At 60.0% G+C, this 18,010-nt stretch carries 12 protein-coding genes; 5 read left to right on the top strand and 7 right to left on the bottom strand.

Annotated elements, in window-relative coordinates; genetic code table 11:
- The first annotated feature begins 49 nt into the window (after positions 1 to 49).
- The gene (locus L6R21_06495) at positions 50 to 649 is read left to right on the top strand and encodes a DUF2911 domain-containing protein (protein MCK6558832.1); all 600 of its coding nucleotides are present in this window, start codon (positions 50 to 52) and stop codon (positions 647 to 649) included.
- Between the two features lie 136 nt (positions 650 to 785).
- Here the strand turns inward: L6R21_06495 and L6R21_06490 are convergent, their stop codons facing one another.
- The 7 genes from L6R21_06490 to L6R21_06460 form a co-directional block, all read right to left on the bottom strand.
- Positions 786 to 1,703 (bottom strand): PfkB family carbohydrate kinase, encoded by a 918-nt coding sequence (locus L6R21_06490; protein ID MCK6558831.1) that lies wholly within the window; start codon positions 1,701 to 1,703, stop codon positions 786 to 788.
- 283 nt (positions 1,704 to 1,986) lie between these two features.
- On the bottom strand, positions 1,987 to 3,636 hold the full coding sequence (gene argS / locus L6R21_06485) for an arginine--tRNA ligase (protein MCK6558830.1): 1,650 nt from the start codon (positions 3,634 to 3,636) through the stop codon (positions 1,987 to 1,989).
- Between the two features lie 49 nt (positions 3,637 to 3,685).
- Positions 3,686 to 4,075, bottom strand: coding sequence for a ribosome silencing factor (gene rsfS, locus L6R21_06480; protein MCK6558829.1), 390 nt, complete (start codon positions 4,073 to 4,075; stop codon positions 3,686 to 3,688).
- A gap of 78 nt (positions 4,076 to 4,153) precedes the next feature.
- Positions 4,154 to 5,353 carry a glycosyltransferase family 9 protein gene (locus tag L6R21_06475; protein ID MCK6558828.1) on the bottom strand — a complete coding sequence of 400 codons (1,200 nt, stop codon included), beginning with the start codon at positions 5,351 to 5,353 and terminating at the stop codon, positions 4,154 to 4,156.
- The gene (locus L6R21_06470) at positions 5,319 to 6,257 is read right to left on the bottom strand and encodes an SDR family oxidoreductase (protein MCK6558827.1); all 939 of its coding nucleotides are present in this window, start codon (positions 6,255 to 6,257) and stop codon (positions 5,319 to 5,321) included. The genes L6R21_06475 and L6R21_06470 overlap by 35 nt, the downstream gene beginning before the upstream one ends.
- A 122-nt stretch (positions 6,258 to 6,379) precedes the next feature.
- The gene (locus tag L6R21_06465; GenBank protein ID MCK6558826.1) at positions 6,380 to 7,489 is read right to left on the bottom strand and encodes an FAD:protein FMN transferase; all 1,110 of its coding nucleotides are present in this window, start codon (positions 7,487 to 7,489) and stop codon (positions 6,380 to 6,382) included.
- Positions 7,490 to 8,476 carry a polyprenyl synthetase family protein gene (locus L6R21_06460; GenBank protein ID MCK6558825.1) on the bottom strand — a complete coding sequence of 329 codons (987 nt, stop codon included), beginning with the start codon at positions 8,474 to 8,476 and terminating at the stop codon, positions 7,490 to 7,492.
- Between the two features lie 339 nt (positions 8,477 to 8,815).
- Here L6R21_06460 and mtnA point away from each other — a divergent pair, with 339 nt between their 5' ends.
- The 4 genes from mtnA (at position 8,816) to L6R21_06440 (ending at position 18,001) form a co-directional block, all read left to right on the top strand.
- Entirely contained in the window at positions 8,816 to 9,859 is a 1,044-nt protein-coding gene (mtnA, locus tag L6R21_06455; protein MCK6558824.1) for an S-methyl-5-thioribose-1-phosphate isomerase, read from the top strand.
- A 1,019-nt stretch (positions 9,860 to 10,878) separates the two neighbouring features.
- Positions 10,879 to 14,049 carry an FG-GAP-like repeat-containing protein gene (locus L6R21_06450; GenBank protein ID MCK6558823.1) on the top strand — a complete coding sequence of 1,057 codons (3,171 nt, stop codon included), beginning with the start codon at positions 10,879 to 10,881 and terminating at the stop codon, positions 14,047 to 14,049.
- 812 nt (positions 14,050 to 14,861) lie between these two features.
- Positions 14,862 to 15,155 carry a GIY-YIG nuclease family protein gene (locus L6R21_06445; protein MCK6558822.1) on the top strand — a complete coding sequence of 98 codons (294 nt, stop codon included), beginning with the start codon at positions 14,862 to 14,864 and terminating at the stop codon, positions 15,153 to 15,155.
- Between the two features lie 164 nt (positions 15,156 to 15,319).
- Positions 15,320 to 18,001 (top strand): TonB-dependent receptor, encoded by a 2,682-nt coding sequence (locus L6R21_06440; GenBank protein ID MCK6558821.1) that lies wholly within the window; start codon positions 15,320 to 15,322, stop codon positions 17,999 to 18,001.
- The last annotated feature ends 9 nt before the right edge of the window (positions 18,002 to 18,010 follow it).

Genomic DNA, 18,010 nt, shown 5'->3' with positions numbered 1-18,010 from the left:
GACCAAACAACTGATTCTTGTCCCATTGTCATTTTGAGGAGAGATGTTCATGAAGACACCCGTCAAATTGGCGCGCGCCGGCCTGTTGCTCACGCTGGCGCTGGCGCTCACCATGTGCGCGAAAAAGGAAGAACCAAAGGCCGAAGCCGGCATGAGCGCCGGCCAGCCGGCCGCGGAAACGATGGCGGAAGGCGATCGCGGCACCGCCAGCGCCAGTTTCGGCGCGCTCAATGTGAGCATCGACTACGGCCGGCCGCAATTGAAAGGCCGCGACATGCTGGCGCAGGCGACCGACGGCATGGTTTGGCGCATGGGCATGAATGAAGCGACAGAAATAAAAACCGATGCCAATCTGCATTTCGGCGAAACCGTGGTGCCGGGCGGCAGTTATTCGCTGTGGATGAAAAAAGTGACAGGCGAGCAGTGGGAGCTGATTTTCAACAAGAAAACCGGCATCTGGGGGCATGACTATCCGGCGGGCGAAGACCTGGCCGCGATTCCGATGACCATGTCGGTCAATCCCGATTCGGTGGAGAGATTCACCATCGCAGTGGTCGCCAACAATGAAACCGACGGCACGCTCAAAGCCATGTGGGGCACGAGCATCATGTCGGTGGATTTCAAAGTGAGTGCGCCGGCCGCGCAATAAAGCCGCCGCTCCCGCCCGGCCTCAAACCCGGAAGAGCGCGCAGTCGGGCGGAGGGCAGACTTCGATTTTTTCCGAGACGCCATCCCACAGAAGAGGCCGTGGTCCTTCTGTGGGATTTTTGTTTACCGGCGGGAAACTACTCCCACGGCGTGGTGAATCTCGTCATGGTGTGAAACTCGTTGAAGCGCCGGGTGATTTCCTCCGGGCTGAGGTTGCGGATGCGGCGCAGGCTGAAATCTTCGACCACGAAGCTGGCGAAGGTGCTGCCGTAGATCACCGCCTGGCGCAGGGTGAGATCATCAATGCTGCCCGCCTGCGCCAGATAGCCCATGAAACCGCCGGCAAAGGTATCGCCCGCGCCGGTGGGGTCGAACACATTCTCCAACGGGTAGGCCGGCGCCCAGAAGTATTTGCCGCGCGAAATCATGAGCGCGCCGTGCTCGCCCTTTTTGATGATGATGGTTTTGGGGCCCAGGTCGTGAATGTAACGCGAGGCCTTGACGAGATTGGCTTCGCGCGCGAGCTGCCGCGCCTCCGAGTCATTCACCAGCAGCACATCGACGTGGCGCAACACCCGGCTCAGCGCCTCCGGCGTGCGCTCGATCCAGTAGTTCATCGTGTCGAGTGAGACCAGCCGCGGCGGCGTGGTCATCTGGTTCAACACCTCGAGCTGCAACTCCGGCCCGATGTTGCCGAGAAACACGAAGGGCGTGTCGCGGTATGGCGGGGGCAGCGTGGGGCGAAACGACTCGAACACATTCAAGTGCGTGAACAGCGTGTCGCGCATGTTCAAATCGAGATGATAGCGGCCGCCCCACCTAAAACTCTTGCCGGGTTTGATCTCCAGGCCGCTGAGATCGATGCCGCGCTGCCGGAAATAGTCGATCTCGACCTGGGGAAAATCCTCTCCCACGACGCCGACCAGCCGCACCGTGGTGAAATAGCTCGCGGTGACGCCGCAAAAGATGGCGGTGCCGCCGATGACATCGGTGGCTTTGCCGAACGGGGTCTCCACCGTATCCAGCCCAAGAGAACCCACGACCAGGAGACTCATGCGTAATACCCTTTCTTGATACAAAAACAGCCCCGCTCGCCATGCTTCGCTTCCAGTGCAATCGACGCACTCGCGCAGGTCATGCTGCGAAAAATCATCGCAAGCCGCAGAACCGTGCTGGTGCCGGGAAAGATGCCGGCAGCATGACCGTGCAGGAGGTGGAGTCATCCGCCGGGAAGAAAGGCATGCTCTCCGCGCCGGCGATTGCGGCGCAGCGCTGGCCGGCCGGGCCGCAGCCGCCTGCCGGAGAGACCGGGGCTGGCAGAATCAATTCAGCCCGGCGCTACATGCGCTCGGGCGCGCTCACGTTGAGCAGACGCAACGCGTTTGCCAATACAATACGTGCACCCTCCACCAGTTGCAGGCGGGCCTGGGTAAGATCGGCCTCCGGGCTGACGACGCGATGTTTCTGGTAGAAATGGTGAAACGTCGCAGCCATCTCCTGCAGAAAATTGGTCACCCGGTGCGGCTCCAGAAAACGGGCGGCCTTGGACACCGCCTCGGGGAACTCGGAGAGCTTGCGCAGCACCGCGATTTCCTCGGGAGCGCGCAGCCGGCTCACCTCGCCGCCGCGGCTGAGGGCGTGGCCCTGCTCCGCGGCATACGCCAGGATGTTGCACACGCGCGCGTGGGCATATTGCACGTAGTAAACCGGGTTCTCATCGGTTTGCTTCTTGGCGAGATCGAGATCGAAATCCATCGGCGAATCGAGCGTGCGCATCAGAAAGAAAAAGCGGGCGGCATCGACGCCGACCTCATCGATCAGCTCGCGCATTTCGATGATGTTGCCGCTGCGCTTCGACATCTTCACCAGCTCGCCGCCGCGCAGCAAACTCACCTGCTGGATGATCCGCACGTCGAAGCTGCCGGGCGGGTAGCCGAGCGCGGCCAGCGCGGCCTTCATGCGCGCCACGTGGCCGTGATGATCCGGCCCCCAGAGATCATACAACTGGTTGAAGCCCCGCCGGAATTTGTCCATGTGATAGGCAATGTCGCCGAGAAAGTACGTCGGCTCACCGTCTTTCTTGACCAGCACCCGATCCTGCTCATCTCCGAAGTGCGCGGAGCGGAACCAAACCGCGCCGTCCTTCTCGTAGCTCGCCTGGCGTTCCCGCAGCAGGCGCAGCACTTCTTCTTCGCGCCGGCTTTCCAACAAACTTTGCTCGCTGAACCAAACATCGTAGTTGACGCGAAATTCGGACAGCGTGCGGCGCTGGGAGGCGATGATGCGCGCCAGACCGAGCGTGGTGAATTCGCGGCCGCGCTCTTCCAGCGGCAGCGGCACGAAGCGGTCGCCGAATTCCTCGCGGAACTGCACCGCCAAATCCCGCACATAATCGCCGTGATAACCGTCTTCCGGAAAAGGCTCCTCAATCTCGAAGAGATTCATGTAGCGCGAACTGATCGAATAGCCGAGCGCCTTCACGCGCTGCCCGGCATCGTTGATGTAGTACTCGCGCACCACTGCCGCGCCCACTGCCTGCAGCAGATTCGCCAGCACGTCGCCGAGGGAGGCAGCGCGCGCATTCACGACGTTCAACGGACCGGTGGGATTGGCACTGACAAACTCGAGATTGACTCGCTGGCCGGCCGCCCAGGTGCTTTGGCCGAACGCCTCGCGCTGCTGCAGCACCGCCGCCAGCACTTGCTGCCAGTAGGCCGGGGTAAAATGAAAATTGAGAAAGCCCGGGCCGTCAACCGTGATCTGGCTGATGATTGCGGGATCGTACGCCAGCGCGGCCTGCAGCTCCTGCGCCAGTGCTTTCGGCGCTTTCCTCATGGCCTTGGCGAGATTCATCGCCAGGGGCGTGGCAAAATCGCCGAAGCCTTCCTGGCGCGGCCGGTTGATGACAATGGCCGCAGCCGGCCAGCCCAGCCGCGCGAGAGCGGCGGCAATGATTTCTTCGAGATAGTTTTCCGCGTTGAGGTTCATGGTCTTTCAATCCTTGCTGCTGGCATGGTTCGCCGCGGCCCTCGCGCCCTCAGGAAGGCGCCCCGGCCTCGTCATTGAATTCTTCGATTTCGGCGTCGCCCCACAGGCGCTCCAAGCCGTAAAACTCCCGCACTTCCGGCTGAAAAATGTGCACCACGACGTCGACATAATCGATCAACACCCAGCGCAGGCTTTCGCGGCCTTCAACGTGCCAGGGTTTGATCTGCTGCAATTCGAGCTGTTCGACAATGTGATCGGCGAGCGCCTGCACGTGGGTATCGGTGTTGCCGGTGCAGATCAAAAAAAAGTCGGTAATGCTGGTCAGCTTGCGCAAATCGAACAGCTTGATCTCGCCGCCTTTTTTTTCGAGCGCCAGCCGGACGGCCTTGCGCGCCAATTCGCGCGAGGGTAACACCTCGCGCGTGTCGCGGCCATTCACGGTCGGCCGGGACCGGGATGATTCGGTTTGAGTAGAGATGGGTACCTCCCTCGCAAACAAGTTGCTCACGGCACAACGTCAGCGAAGCGGCACCGGCCGCAGCCAACGTTCGAGTTCAGCCAGCGCCAGCGCCGGAGTCAAATCCCGCATGCAGCGAAAGTGCCGGCGCGGGCACGCGGCATGGCCGAGGTGGCTGCAGGGCCGGCACGCGAGCGCCTGATTTTCCAGCACGCGCGATTCCGGGCGCTGCGGGAAAAATCCCAACGCCTGCGTGGTGGAACCGGCGAGCATGAGCACCGGCGTTTTGACCGCTTCCGCCATGTGCATCAAGCCGGAATCATTGGCCACCACCAGCCGGCTGCGCGCCAGCACCACGGCCGCAGCCAACAGGGAAAGCCGGCCGGTGAGATCGATCACCCGGCTGCCCGCAACCGCTGCAATCTGCCGGCCCGCGGCGCGATCTTCTTCACCGCCCAACACGGCAATCAAACATTCACGGTCGCGAGCAATCAGGCGCGAAGCCAGCTCGGCAAAATATTCCGGCGGCCAGCGTTTGGTGAAATAACCTGCTCCCGGCGCCAGCGCGATGAGCGGCACGTTGACGTCACTGCTGGCCGGCGCGAGGGCGTGCGCGGCCTCCTGCACGTGGCCGGGCAGCCAGTGCAACTCCGTGCCCGCGCCATCATCCCTCACACCCAAGGCCGCCGCCGCCTGCAGATAGCGCAGATAGATCGGCGGCAGAGGCTGCATCGTGTCGAGTTTGAATTTGACGTGCAGCCAGCGCCGCACCACGTGCTTGCGGTAGCGCAGCACTTGTCCGGCGCCCAGGCCGCCAATCAAATACTGCGTGCGAAAATTCTTGTGCAGATCAAGCACGACTTGGTAACGCCGGCTGGCCAGCTTCTCGCGCAGGCGCTGCAGACCCGCCAGCCGCTCGGCGGTGTGCACCACATGAACCGCATCGAGATGCGGATTGTGTTGCACCAGATCGGCAAACTCTGCCTTCACCACAAAATCGATCTCAGCCTGCGGCCAGTGCCGCCGCAGCACGCGCAGCAGCGGCGAGACCAGCACCACGTCGCCGATCGAACTCAGCCGCAGAATCAAAATACGTTCCACCGGCTGGGTTGGCGCACCGCCGGCTAAAGAGAGTTGCGGCATGATGTGCTCGTGGCCGGCCCACGGCCGTGCCTGCCCTTGCCGGATGCCGGGCGCCGGCGCGTCCCGCACAGAAGCGCTGCGCTCATGCCAGTCCCATCTGCCGGCGATACCAGGCAATGGTGGCTGCCAAGCCCTCGGCAAAACCCACGCGCGGCTCCCAATCGAGCAAGGCGAGCGCGCGGGAGATGTCGGGCTGGCGGGTTTTGGGATCATCGGCAGGCAGCGGTTTCTGCACGATGCGACTGCGGCTGCCGGTCGCTTGAATGATCGCCTCGGCCAGCGCGCGAATGGTCATTTCGTGGGGATTGCCGAGGTTGACCGGCTCATGGCAATCCGACAGCAGCAGCCGGTGCAGCCCGACGATGAGATCATCGACATAGCAGAAACTGCGGGTCTGGCTGCCGTCACCAAAAACCGTGATCGGTTCGTGGCGCAGCGCCTGGCGCACGAAAGCCGGAATCGCGCGGCCGTCATGGAGGCGCATGCGCGGGCCATAGGTGTTGAAGATGCGCGCGATCTTGGTGTCCACTCCGTGCGTGCGATGATAAGCCATGGTCAGCGCCTCGGCAAAGCGTTTGGCCTCATCATAAACCCCGCGCGGCCCGACCGGATTGACGTTGCCCAGATATTCTTCCCGCTGCGGATGTTCCAGCGGATCGCCATAAACTTCGGAAGTCGAGGCCAGCAGAAAGGTTGCGCCCTTGTCTTTGGCCAGGCCGAGCGCGCGATGCGTTCCCAGCGCGCCGGCTTTCAACGTTTGAATCGGCATTTGCAGATAATCCATCGGACTGGCCGGCGAGGCGAAATGCAGCACGTAATCGAGCCGGCCAGCGACCGCGAGGTATTCGGTCACGTCATGCTTGACGAATTGCAGCCGGCTGCCCAGCAGAGGCTCCAGGTTCGTCATCGTGCCCGTCGAGAGATTGTCCAGGGCAATCACCTCGTGGCCTCCTTGCAGGAGAAATTCACAGAGGTGAGAACCGAGGAAACCGGCGCCGCCGGTAATGAGAATTCGACTCATGCTGCCTTGAATTCAAACATTCGCCGCCCAGCGAAAGAAAGGCGGTGAGATTGAGTTGCAATAAACAATCTTGCGATCAACGCTGTCTTGTCAAACAGACTGCAAACCCGCCCGGCCACACCTCAATCCTCCTCCCTCCTCTCCAACTTCTTCTTGAAATTCTCCGTGGCGCGCCAGCGCAACTCGCCCGCTTCCAGGTAAATGACCAACGCCTCCAGCCGTCCGAGTTCCTCTGCCAATGCGATGCCGGCCGCCGGTCCCAACACAAAAATCGCGGTGGCATAAGCATCCGCAAGCATGGCCGTAGGTGCAACCACCGTGGCGCTCAACATCTGCGGCGAGGCCTCTGCCGCCCCAGCCGGATACCCGGTTCGGGGATCGAGCAGATGATGATAACGCCGGCCCGCTTGTTCGAAATAGCGTTCGTAATCGCCGCTGGTGGCAACGGCCCCGCCGCCGGCTTTGAAGCGGGCGAAGAAGCGATCGGCCGCGCGCGGATGGCGTACCCATATGTTGATGCGACCTGCGGTCAACGCGGAAGCATGCACGCGCAAATCACCGCCGGCTTCGACCATCACATCTGCAAAGCCGCGCGCGAGCAGCATTTGCACGCCGCGATCAACGGCATAGCCTTTCGCAATGCCGCCGAGGTCAACCATCATGCCGCTCCGCACAAATTCAACCTGCGCCTGGCCGTCTGCGCCGGCGCCGGTGAAGCGCAGATGCTGATACCCGACGCGCGGCAGGCGTGCGCGGATGGCCTCGGCCGTGGGCACACGGGCTGAGTCCGTGCCAAAGCCCCATAATTCGAGCACCGGCGCAATGGTGATATCAAATGCGCCGTGGCTGCGGCGGCTGACCGCGAGGGCAGCGGCCAAGACCGTATCCAGTTCCGCAGAAACAGCGAGCGCACCGGCTTGCGCGGCCGCGCGATTGAGCGCCGCCACTTCGCTGTCCTCCCGGTAAGATGACAGCGCGGAGTCGAGGCGGCCGATTTCGGCAAAGGCGGCAGTGATCGCCGCAATCGCCGCCTCCTGCCGGCTCGAATCCGGCAAGTGGACTTTGATGGATACTACGGTGTCCATCAACACGCGGGTGCGCGCGACAGTATGAATGTCGGGCGCCAGCCGGCAACTGAGAAAGAACGCGGCCGCCACCGTCGCCGCGGCCCGGCAGCCGGCACGGGCCGCCGCCTTTTCTGCGAATCGTCGCTGCAATTCGGCGGCCGGCACTCAATGCTCGCGCATGGTAATGAAGCGCACCAGTTTGGTCAGCGCGTCTTTGTAGGGCGAGTTGTGATAAGGCGCCAGGAGCGCCAGGGCTTCCTCGCAGAAGCGGCAGGCGGTTTGATGGGCATAATCCACGCCGCCCTGGCGCTTGATGAACTCGACGATGCGCTCATAGTCACGTTTGCGCGAGCGCCAGGTGGCGCCGCGCCGCACCAGCCGAATGATCTCCTTGGCTTCCGGTCTGGCGGCCTGCTTGAGGGCGTGCAACAGCGGCAGGGTGATTTTGTTTTCCCGAATGTCGTTGCCCACCGGCTTGCCGATCACGCTTTCCTCGCCGAGCAAATCGAGCAAATCATCGCGGATTTGAAACGCGATCCCCACCTTCTCGCCGAATTCTCCCATGACTTCGATCTCGGCATCGGATTGCTCGCTCGCCATGCCGCCGAGTTGGCAGGCCGCGGCAATCAGCGCCGCGGTTTTGTCCGCGATCAAACGGAAATAGATCGCCTCTTCCATCCAATAGTCGCGGCTGCGCTCGAGCTGCAAGAGTTCACCCTGGCTCATGCGCTCGGCGGTGCGCGAAATGATGGCAAAGGCCTTGGCGTCGCCCAGGTGCAGCATCGCCAGCAGCGATTTGGAGAACAAATAGTCGCCCATCAACACCGAGACTTTGTTCTTCCAGATCGAGTTGATCGAGGGGAAGCCGCGGCGGCGATAGGAATCATCGACGACATCGTCGTGAACCAGGGTGGCGGTGTGCAGCAGTTCGAGAATGGCCGCGGCTTTCAAGCGCTTGATGGTGGGAGGCGCGCCGTTCATGCGGCTGATCAACAGCACGATGATCGGGCGCAAGCGCTTGCCGCGATGGGAGATGAGATAGTGAACAACCTGGTCAATCAAGAAAATGTCGGATTTGAGAAGGGATTTGTACTCTTGCTCGAACGCTTCGAGATCGTCTTTGATCGGCTCGATGATATCTTTCAGCTTCAACCCAAATCCCTCTCACTTCTCGGCCGGCAAGGACCGGCCTCCTTTATCTAAAAATGATCGTCTCTGGTCAGACATTGCACGCAGTTTTCGCGGTTCAGTTGCTTGCATGGCGTTGAATATTAAGCATTCGGCGGACGTTTGTCAACCGGAAATTTGGACGCTGCGGCTGCCACTCGCGAAAAGATGGCCGCCAGGGTTGACTTTGAAGGCAAAATCTCTTTCTTAGGCCAAAACAAATCCGCTCCCGCCGGCCCCTGAACTGCTTCCGCCGCCTGTTGCCGCCGGCCGGGATCCAACTATTGCAGCGCAATTCCACCCGACCTTAATAAGGAGAGGGCTATGCCGGTGACCACCATCGAATGGCGCCACCACAAAGTTCGGTTGATCGATCAAACCCGCCTGCCCGCAGAGCTGATCCATCTCGATATCGACGAAGTGGATGATCTCGGCGAGGCCATCAAACACTTGCGCGTGCGCGGCGCGCCGGCCCTCGGCATTGCCGCTGCCTTCGGCGTGCTGCTCAGCGTACAGCGCCTCCAGGAAGAAGACGGCAAGGAGGCCCTCTTTCTGGAAATGGATCGCGCCATTCGCTACCTGCGCGGCACGCGGCCGACGGCCGTCAATCTCGGCTGGGCGCTCGATCGCATGCAGGCAGTGGCATTCAAACTGCGCGAGACCTCGGTCACCGAGATCAAAGAAGCCCTGTTCGCCGAGGCCTTCGATATTCATGAACGCGACCGCGTGGTGAGCCGCGCCATGGGCCGCCACGGCGCCGAGTTGGTGCCCGATCAGGCCAACGTCATCACGCATTGCAGCACCGGCGCGCTCGCCACCGCCGATTACGGCACCGGCGTGGGCGTGCTGTTCGCCGCGCACAGCCAGGGCAAACGCCTGCACGTGTTCGTCGATGAAACCCGGCCGCTGCTGCAGGGCGCGCGCTTGAACATGTGGGAACTGCAAAACGAGGGCATTCCCTGCACGCTCATCTGCGACAGCGCCGCCGCCTTCGTGATGCAACGCCACCACATTGATTTCTGCATCGTCGGCGCCGACCGCATCGCGCGCAACGGCGATACCGCCAACAAGATCGGCACGTACGGCCTGGCAGTGCATGCGCAGCGCCACGGCATTCCGTTCTATGTGGCCGCGCCGGTTTCCACCATTGATTTCAGCAAAAGCTCGGGCGCAGAGATTCCCATCGAGGAGCGCGCCGGGGAGGAGGTGACGCAGGGCTTCGGCCGCCGCACCGCACCCGAGGGCTGCCGCGTCTATAATCCCGCTTTCGATGTCACCCCGCACGCGCTGATCACCGCCATCATCACCGAAGCCGGCGTCATTCGGCCGCCTTATTTTGAAAACATCAGCAAGCTGGAGAGCCGTTAGTGCGTTTCATCACCACTGTCATCCCGAAAGGAACTTGTGAATACTCAGGTATAATCCCAAATCATTCATCCGATTCGATCGAGGAGCCTGTTACCCAGCACCAGGCTTTTCTCCGCACTGCCGGCGACTTTGCGGTTATGTAATTGGTCTCTATCCAGAAATGGAAAAACCGCCCGGGCGCTGGGCCCTGAAGCGTGCACAACTCGAATAACACTCGCTCCTCTTCGTGATGAAGCGCCCGGGCGGTGGTGTTGTCGGACGGACACCCGTTCGTCGCCGTCCCAACTCGCGATCTTCCGAGAACATGTTTCTGCAACGAAATGAAAAACCGCCCGGGCGGTGGTGTTGTTGGACAGACACCCGTTCGTCTCCTCCCAACTCGCGATCTTCCGAGAACATGTTCCTGCAACGAAATGAAAAACCGCCCGGGCGGTGGTGTTGTTGGACGGACACCCGTTCGTCTCCGTCACAACTCGCGATCTTCCGAGAACATGTTCCTGCAACGGCCTGGCCGTTGCCTCAGCATCCTCTGAGTTGCCACGGCACGCGCGGTTTTCGAAATCTCAACGCAGCCGAGGTCGGAACCATTCCAGACGGACACGAATTACGACCTGGCCGCGGGGAGGAATACCTTTGGGAGAAAAAGGCGCTTGACAGCATGCCCAAAAGCTTCTATATTGCCGCTCCACAAGCCAACGCCGGTTGACGCGAACCGGCACATGCAATACCGCGCGCATCGCAACCATCACCCAATGGTCAACATGCCGGCCCCCGGAGGGGAGCCTTCGGCCTCGAACAGGACTCTTACCATCCCTCGAACCAGTAGCTTGGCTGCGAAAACGAATGGTCTTGACAGACGGCACGATCAAACCACGACCCTTCACTTTCACTTCAATTGATTTTCAGCAGTCCCGCCTGCGACAAACTGCGCCGACGTGTGCAGCGGGCATCCCTCACCGGCAATTCGACTCGTTCAATTCACTGCAGTACTGGCTTTATCCATTGAATGGAGGTACGCGATGGGAAAAGTGGTAACGTGTTTTACTGGCGCGACGCTGGCGCTGCTGCTTACCGGCCTGTGGCCGCAGGCGGCGCAAGCGCAATACAACACCGGCCCGGGGTTCAAAATCTCCTGGGCGTTGAATCCGCGCACTGACGGCAATTTCCGCGACGTGCAGTATTTCGGCAGCAGCAAAGTCGAAGTCGGCATGGATTTCGACCGCGACGGCCGCCGCGAGTTTCTGTTCGCCACCGATGAAACCCTTTCACCGGCAGGCCCCGATCCCGGCTTTCTCGATGTCTATCTGTATGAGGCGACCGGCAACGATCAATACACCCATGTCTGGCATTACACCATGCCGGAAGGCTCCAACTCCCTGCCGGCGCTGACCTATGGCGACATTGACAGCGACGGCAAATGGGAGATCTATTTTGGGGTGCCCACCATCAACAATCCCAACAAGCTTTTCATCTTCGAACAAGACGATACCGGCGCTTTTCCCGCCAACCCCACGCTGACTTATGATCTCGGCAAGGATCCGGCGGTGGACTTTCGCCCCGCGGGCATCAAAATGGATGACGTCGACGGCGACGGCAAGATCGAGATCGTGGTGCAATCGCGCACCAGCGGCCGGCGCGAAATGCTGGTGGTCGAAATGACCTCACCCACCTTCGACGATTTTGCTTCCTTTGAAGTCGAGTTCTCGGCCGGGGAGGATTTGCTCGGCGGCGGCGCGGCTTATGACGTGGACGTGGTCGACTTCGACGGCGACGGCAAGAAGGAAATCTGGTTCAACACCTGGGACAACTTCAGCTTCACCATTTTCGAAGCCACCGGCGAGGATACCTACGCGCTGCAAGTCGATCTCAATGGTATCTTTCCGGAGAATGATCCGGGATCGCTCAATCGCCACAAGCTCTTGTTCGCTAACATCGACAGGGATGACAAGCTCGAAGCCTGGTTCCCGATGTCGAACGGCGTGCTCTACTTCCTGGACGGCGTCGATGACGTGGCCACGCTCACCGTCGACAACTTCAAACGCGTCGGCAAGTTCGATCCCCAAACCACCGGCCGCGGCGCCGACCTCGGCGACATTGACCGCGACGGCCGCTGGGACATCATTGCCAATGCCGGCAACCGTGAAAAAGTCTATCGCATCGAATACCTCGGCATCGGCTCGCCTGCCGACTCCACCAGCTATGAGTGGACGAAGATTCTGGACAGCACGGGCGATCCGGTGGATTTCTGGTATCCGCTGCGCCTCTCGCCGGTGGACCTGGATGGCGACGGCCTGCGCGAGGTCGTGATCACCAACCGCTACGCCGACGAGCCCAGCCAGCCGCTGATCGTGGTGCTGGAGTATGATCCCACCACCGCGGACAAGGTGGCGGACGGCTGGGAGCAACGCAATCAAATCATGCACGACGATGTCGATGCGCTCTACGCGGAGGATAACACGGGCAACAGCCGCACGGTGATCGGCGGCTTTGATCTCGATCAAGACGGCAATAGGGAAATGATCTTGACCGACTATGCCGGCCTGGGCGTGCGGTTGTTCGAATACAACAAGTCCGCGGACAAGTTCGAGTTGGCGTGGTCATCACCGCCGGACACCGCTGCCGGTGTGAACCGCTACCCGGGATCCAATCCGCGTGTGGTTTCGGTGGGCGATCTGGACGGCGACAACAAACCCGAAATCATCTTTCCGCTCGCCTCTGAGCCTTCCGGCTACTACGTCTACGAATGGGATGGCGTGGTTGGGAGCGACAACTACGGCACCAAGTATTCCTCGGTCGTGAACACCGAGACCGACACCTGCTGCACCGCGGATTACAAAGCCTTTCGCGCCGATCACGAAGGGATTCCCTATGTCATCGACGTCGACAAAGACGGCAAACAAGAATTGCTGCTCAGCATCCGGCGGAATGCGGCGGGTGGCAAACGCGGTTTGCTCGTGACTTCGGTCGTCGGCGACATCGAACACAATTCCGGCGGCAGCTTTGAAAGCTGGGTGACCGAGTTCTTCGTCGATCGCGGCAGTTACGGCGGTGGCTCGCCCTATCATGCCGTTCCCGCCGATCTCAACGGCGACGGCAATTGGGAAATTGTCAATCACACGTGGAATTTCTTCAACTTCTACAATGTCGCCGTCACCGGCCCGAATGCCTATCAAGCGCCTGATCCCAATTCTCCCACCCGCTACCTGCAGGCGACCTCGCCCGATGACTACGTTGCCTTGTTCGGTGGCACTGCGGGCGATGTCGACGGCGACGGCAATGACGAGGCTTTCTTCGTTGCCTACCAAACCGGCGATTTGTGGGTGATCGACTACAATCCCGGCGACGACGTGCTTGCAATCGATGCTTCGCACGTTGTCAAGGTCGTTCCAAACTTTGCCAATTTCTGGACCAGCATGTTCGATGTTGACAAAAACGGTCGCGCGAACATCTTCTCCGGCGCCGGGTTCCCCCGTACGATCGTGAGCGCCGAGTTGACCGGCAGCAATCCCCGCAATCCCGGCGATTATACCACCAAGGTGATCTACACCGGCGAGCCGGATATCTTCACAGGCTCCGAAACCAGCGCCATCGACATTGTCGTGAAAGACTCCCTGGGCGTGATAACAACGACCCAGTCCGTCAGCAACGTTTTTGCCTCCAAAGTCCAGGCGGAATGGAACGGCCAGGGCATCGACTTCGACGACGACGGCAACTATGAGCTGCTCGCCAGTTTCCAATCGAATCAGGACAGCATCGGCACGCTGAGCCTGACGTGGAATGCCGCCGCCGGCAAGTACGATTCCGTGTTCACCAAAATCAAAAATCCGAAGAGCTGGTCGTTCCAGCGCTTCGAGTTTGTCGGTAGCGGCACCGGCGTCGAGCAGCATGCCGTGGACTTCATCACGCCCGAGGACTATGTGCTCGAGCAAAACTATCCCAACCCCTTCAACCCCGAGACCACCCTCGAATACGTTTTGCCGCTCAACAAGAAGGTCAGCCTGCGCATCTACGACATGATGGGCCGCGTGGTGCGCACGCTGGTGAAAGACGAGCTGCAAAGCGCCGGCCGCCAGCGCGTGCGCTGGGACGGCAAGAACGACAAGGGCCAGCGCGTCGCCAGCGGCGTGTACATCTACTCGCTGGAATTCGGCAATTTCAAGAAAACGAACCGCATGACCTTGTTGAAGTAACCAATGATGCAAAGCCTGACCCGGCCCTCACGCCCGGGCCAGGCTTTGCTTGTGTCGGGTGCATGCTGCACCAGCAGTTGTGTCCCTCCAGCGCTGGCATTCAGCAGGAATCCTGTGAAGAGCTTGGCGCGGTGCTGAGTGATTCACAAGGTTCATAGATGAATCCAATGCACCGCGGCCGCTGCTCGCGCTGTCATTCAGAAGGAATCTTGTGAAGAATTCGGCGCGGTGCCGAGTGATTCACAAGGTTCCTACGGAATGACAAACTTGAGGTGTGATGATGAATGCGATGAAAGGCGGCATCTGCGCGCCCTGTCATTCAGAAGGAATCTTGTGAAGAATTCGGCACGGTGCCGAGTGATTCACAAGGTTCCTGCGGAATGACAGAGCAGGGTAGCGCTGTGCGCATGTCAAATGACAGAATGCGTTCTACCAACCCTGTCATTCAGAAGGAATCCTGTGAAGAAATTGGCACGGTGCCGAGTCATTCACAAGGTTCCTGCGGAATGACAATTTTGAGGTGTGATGATGAATGCGATGAAAGGCGGCATCTGCGCGCCTTGTCATTAATGCAGAACAGCCTCTGCGCGTCATGTCATTCAGAAGGAATCCCGTGAAGAAATTGGCGCGGTGCCGAGTGATTCACAAGGTTCCTGCGGAATGACAAACGGAATGACAGATGAAACAGCAGATGAAGCAGCAGACGAAAAAGCAAAATGAACCGTCAAGACGGAATATCGGAGCGTGCTCATCTAGACTGTATTCCCAAAACAATCCATTGAAGGTCTCGGGCAGTGCGCAAGGGGGCAGGCATGACCAAGGGGAATTACTATGTTAACATCATCACCAATCCCGGCAAAACGGTGCTCTACACCGGCGTCACGAATAATCTGAAACTGCGACTGCAGCAACACCGCGAAAATCGGGGAAAACCCGGCACCTTTGCGGGGCGGTACTATTGCCACAAGCTCGTTCATTATGAAACCCATGGCGATGTACGACAAGCCATCGCACGGGCAAAGGAAATCAAAAATATGAGCCGGGAGAAAAAACAAAAGCTGATCAGAACTCAGAATCCAAGATGGAACTTTTTGCTGCTTGATTGACCAGCCGCGCGCTTTCAACCCTGTCATTCAGCAGGAATCCTGTGAAGAAATTGGCGCGGTGCCGAGTGATTCACAAGGTTCCTGCGGAATGACAAACTGGTATCCCAGCAAATAAATGGCCCACTTCCATAACCAATATTGACACTCTTCCGGAGGGTTGCAACATGATCGCGGGCAACAAACGCATGAGCTGGCTGTGGCTGCTGTGCGGGTTGTTCTGTTTCTCCTTCAACGCCTTTGCCACCGGCGGCAAGATCGCCGGCCGGGTGGTGGACAAGCAAACCGGCGAAGCGCTGCCGGGTGTCACCATCATGATCGAAGGCTCCACCCTGGGCGCGGCCACCGACGCCGAGGGCAACTACGTCATCCTCAACATCCCCTCGGGCAAATACACCCTGCGCGTCTCCTTCATCGGCTACGGCAAAATCCGCCTGGAAAACGTGCGCGTCAGCGTCGATCAAACCACCCGGGAGGATTTCGCGCTCTCACCGGAAGTCATTGAAGGTGAGGAAGTGGTGGTGGTGGCGGAACGGCCGCTGGTGCAAAAGGACCTGACCGCCTCGCAACAGGTGGCAACAGCGGACGAGATCAAGGCACTGCCGGTGGAGACCTTCGTGGGCGTGCTGACCACCCAGGCCGGCGTCAACACCGGCGCCGACGGCACCTTGCACATTCGCGGCGGCCGCTCGAATGAAATCGGCTACTACATCGACGGCGTGCCGGTGGTCAATCCGTTTTTCACCAACTCTCTCACCAACGGCGTCTCCAACCAGGCAATCGAGGAATTGCGCGTGATCAGCGGCGCGTTCAATGCGGAATACGGCAACGCCATGAGCGGCATCGTCAACATTCAAGTGAAGGAAGGCGGTGCCGATTATCACGGCAATCTCTCCGCTTACACCGGCGACTACTTCTCCAACGCCAAGGACATCTTCTTCAACGTTGACGATATCGACCCGCTGGCCAACCATGTGTTTGACGGCAGCCTCAACGGCCCGGTGCCCTTTTTCGGTGACCAATTCACCTTCAACATGAGCGCCCGCTACGATGACGATGAGGGCTATCAGTACGGCATCCGCGAGCACGTACCGGGCGATTCCGCCAATTTCAAGAACGCCGACAATTGGTACATCGAGCGCGGCGGCGACGGCGCGTTCGTGCCCATGAATCCCAGCCGTGACTTCAATTTCCTCGGCAAACTGACTTACCGCCTGGGCGCGCGGATCAAACTCTCCTCACAGCTTCTCTATGATCGCACGCGCTGGAAGAACTACGTACACAGCTATCGCTATAATCCCGACGGCATCTACAACTATCGCGACGACAACTACAACTATTCGCTCAAGCTCAATCACGCCTTCACCCGCAGCTTCTACGAGGCCAATCTCTTTTACGCCACCACGGATTTCAAGCAATTCGTCTTCGAGGATCCCACCGACCCGCGCTACGTGCCCACCACCCGCATCGAGGGCGCACCCTCCACCGCCACTTTCGCCTTTGGCGGCACGCAGATGGAACACGTCTACCGCGAATCCAAAACGCTGGGCGGCAAACTCGACTACACCAGCCAGGTCACCACGCGCCACGAAATCAAAACCGGTATCAGCCTGCGGCGCGATGAGTTGCGCGAACGCAATATCACGATTCTGTATGACAACGACTTCTATCGCCGCCCCACGGTGGTTCCGGAAAACGAGACCCCCAGCCATACCTTCTATGATGAAACGGCGACCTTTTTCTCCGCCTACCTGCAGGACAAGATCGAATACAACGACATGATCATCAACGCCGGCGTGCGCTACGACTATTTCGATCCCAACAGCGATTACATCGTCGACCTGCTCGACCCGGAGGGCGCGCGCTCCAAGGCGGAGGCCAAACAGCGGGTCTCGCCGCGGCTGGGCGTGGCCTTTCCGATCACCGATCGCGGCATCCTGCATTTTTCCTATGGCCACTTCTATCAGATGCCGGAGTTGCGCCGCATCTACGGCAGCAATGTGTTCGGCGCGCGCGGCTTCACCGACTTCGGCTACGCCGATCTCAAGCCGGAAAAAACCGTGAACTATGAATTCGGCCTGCAGCAGCAGCTCGGGGAGGCACTGGCGCTGGAGATGAGCCTGTTCTCCAAGGACATTCGCGACTTGCTCGCGCTGCAAACGATCAACTATCAATCGCGGCAGTTCGGCCCGCGCAGCTACAGCATCTATTTGAACAAGGACTACGGCCAGGTGAAGGGATTCACCCTGAGCCTCACCAAGCGGCATGATCCCAACACCAAGCTCACCGCCTGGATCGATTACACGTTCCAAAAGGCCGAGGGCAACGACGTGAGCAGCGGCGCCTTCTTCTTCAGCGCGCTTTCCGGGCTGGAGGAGGAAAAGCAAGTGGTGCCGCTGGCATGGGATCAGCGCCACCTGCTCAATACCACGGTGACGCTCAGCGAGCCCGGCAACTGGGGCATCAGCCTCATCGGCAAGATCGGCAGCGGCTGGCCGCACACGCCCAACATTCCCTTTGCCAACTTCGTGCCGACCGCCAACAGCGGCAACAAACCCTGGCAGAAGAATCTCGATCTGCGCGTGTTCAAGAACTTGCGGCTGCGCCACTTCGATTTCGTGCTCTTTGCCAAGGTCTTCAATGTATTCGATGCCCGCAACGAACGCTTCGTGTTCGACGACACCGGCCGCGCCGGCTACACCTTCGTCAACCGTTCACTGGAAGAGACCCAGGCGTTCACGCAGCATTACGGCGAGCCGGGGGTGCACACCTGGTCGGAGTATCAAGTCCGGCCGAATTACTACAGCGCGCCGCGTTCGGCTCAAGTGGGCGTGGCGGTGGAGTTTTGAGCTGGATGC

This window comes from bacterium (assembly GCA_023150945.1).
In the GTDB taxonomy this organism is placed as follows: Bacteria; Zhuqueibacterota; Zhuqueibacteria; order Zhuqueibacterales; family Zhuqueibacteraceae; genus Coneutiohabitans.
This window is presented reverse-complemented; position numbering and strand designations above follow the sequence as displayed.

Excerpts from the sequence above, each read along its gene's own strand:
- L6R21_06495 (MCK6558832.1), top strand. The coding sequence starts at position 50 with ATGAAGACACCCGTCAAATTGGCGCGCGCCGGCCTGTTGCTCACGCTG.
- L6R21_06490 (MCK6558831.1), bottom strand. The coding sequence starts at position 1,703 with ATGAGTCTCCTGGTCGTGGGTTCTCTTGGGCTGGATACGGTGGAGACC.
- argS (MCK6558830.1), bottom strand. The coding sequence starts at position 3,636 with ATGAACCTCAACGCGGAAAACTATCTCGAAGAAATCATTGCCGCCGCT.
- L6R21_06470 (MCK6558827.1), bottom strand. The coding sequence starts at position 6,257 with ATGAGTCGAATTCTCATTACCGGCGGCGCCGGTTTCCTCGGTTCTCAC.
- mtnA (MCK6558824.1), top strand. The coding sequence starts at position 8,816 with ATGCCGGTGACCACCATCGAATGGCGCCACCACAAAGTTCGGTTGATC.
- L6R21_06450 (MCK6558823.1), top strand. The coding sequence starts at position 10,879 with ATGGGAAAAGTGGTAACGTGTTTTACTGGCGCGACGCTGGCGCTGCTG.
- L6R21_06445 (MCK6558822.1), top strand. The coding sequence starts at position 14,862 with ATGACCAAGGGGAATTACTATGTTAACATCATCACCAATCCCGGCAAA.
- L6R21_06440 (MCK6558821.1), top strand. The coding sequence starts at position 15,320 with ATGATCGCGGGCAACAAACGCATGAGCTGGCTGTGGCTGCTGTGCGGG.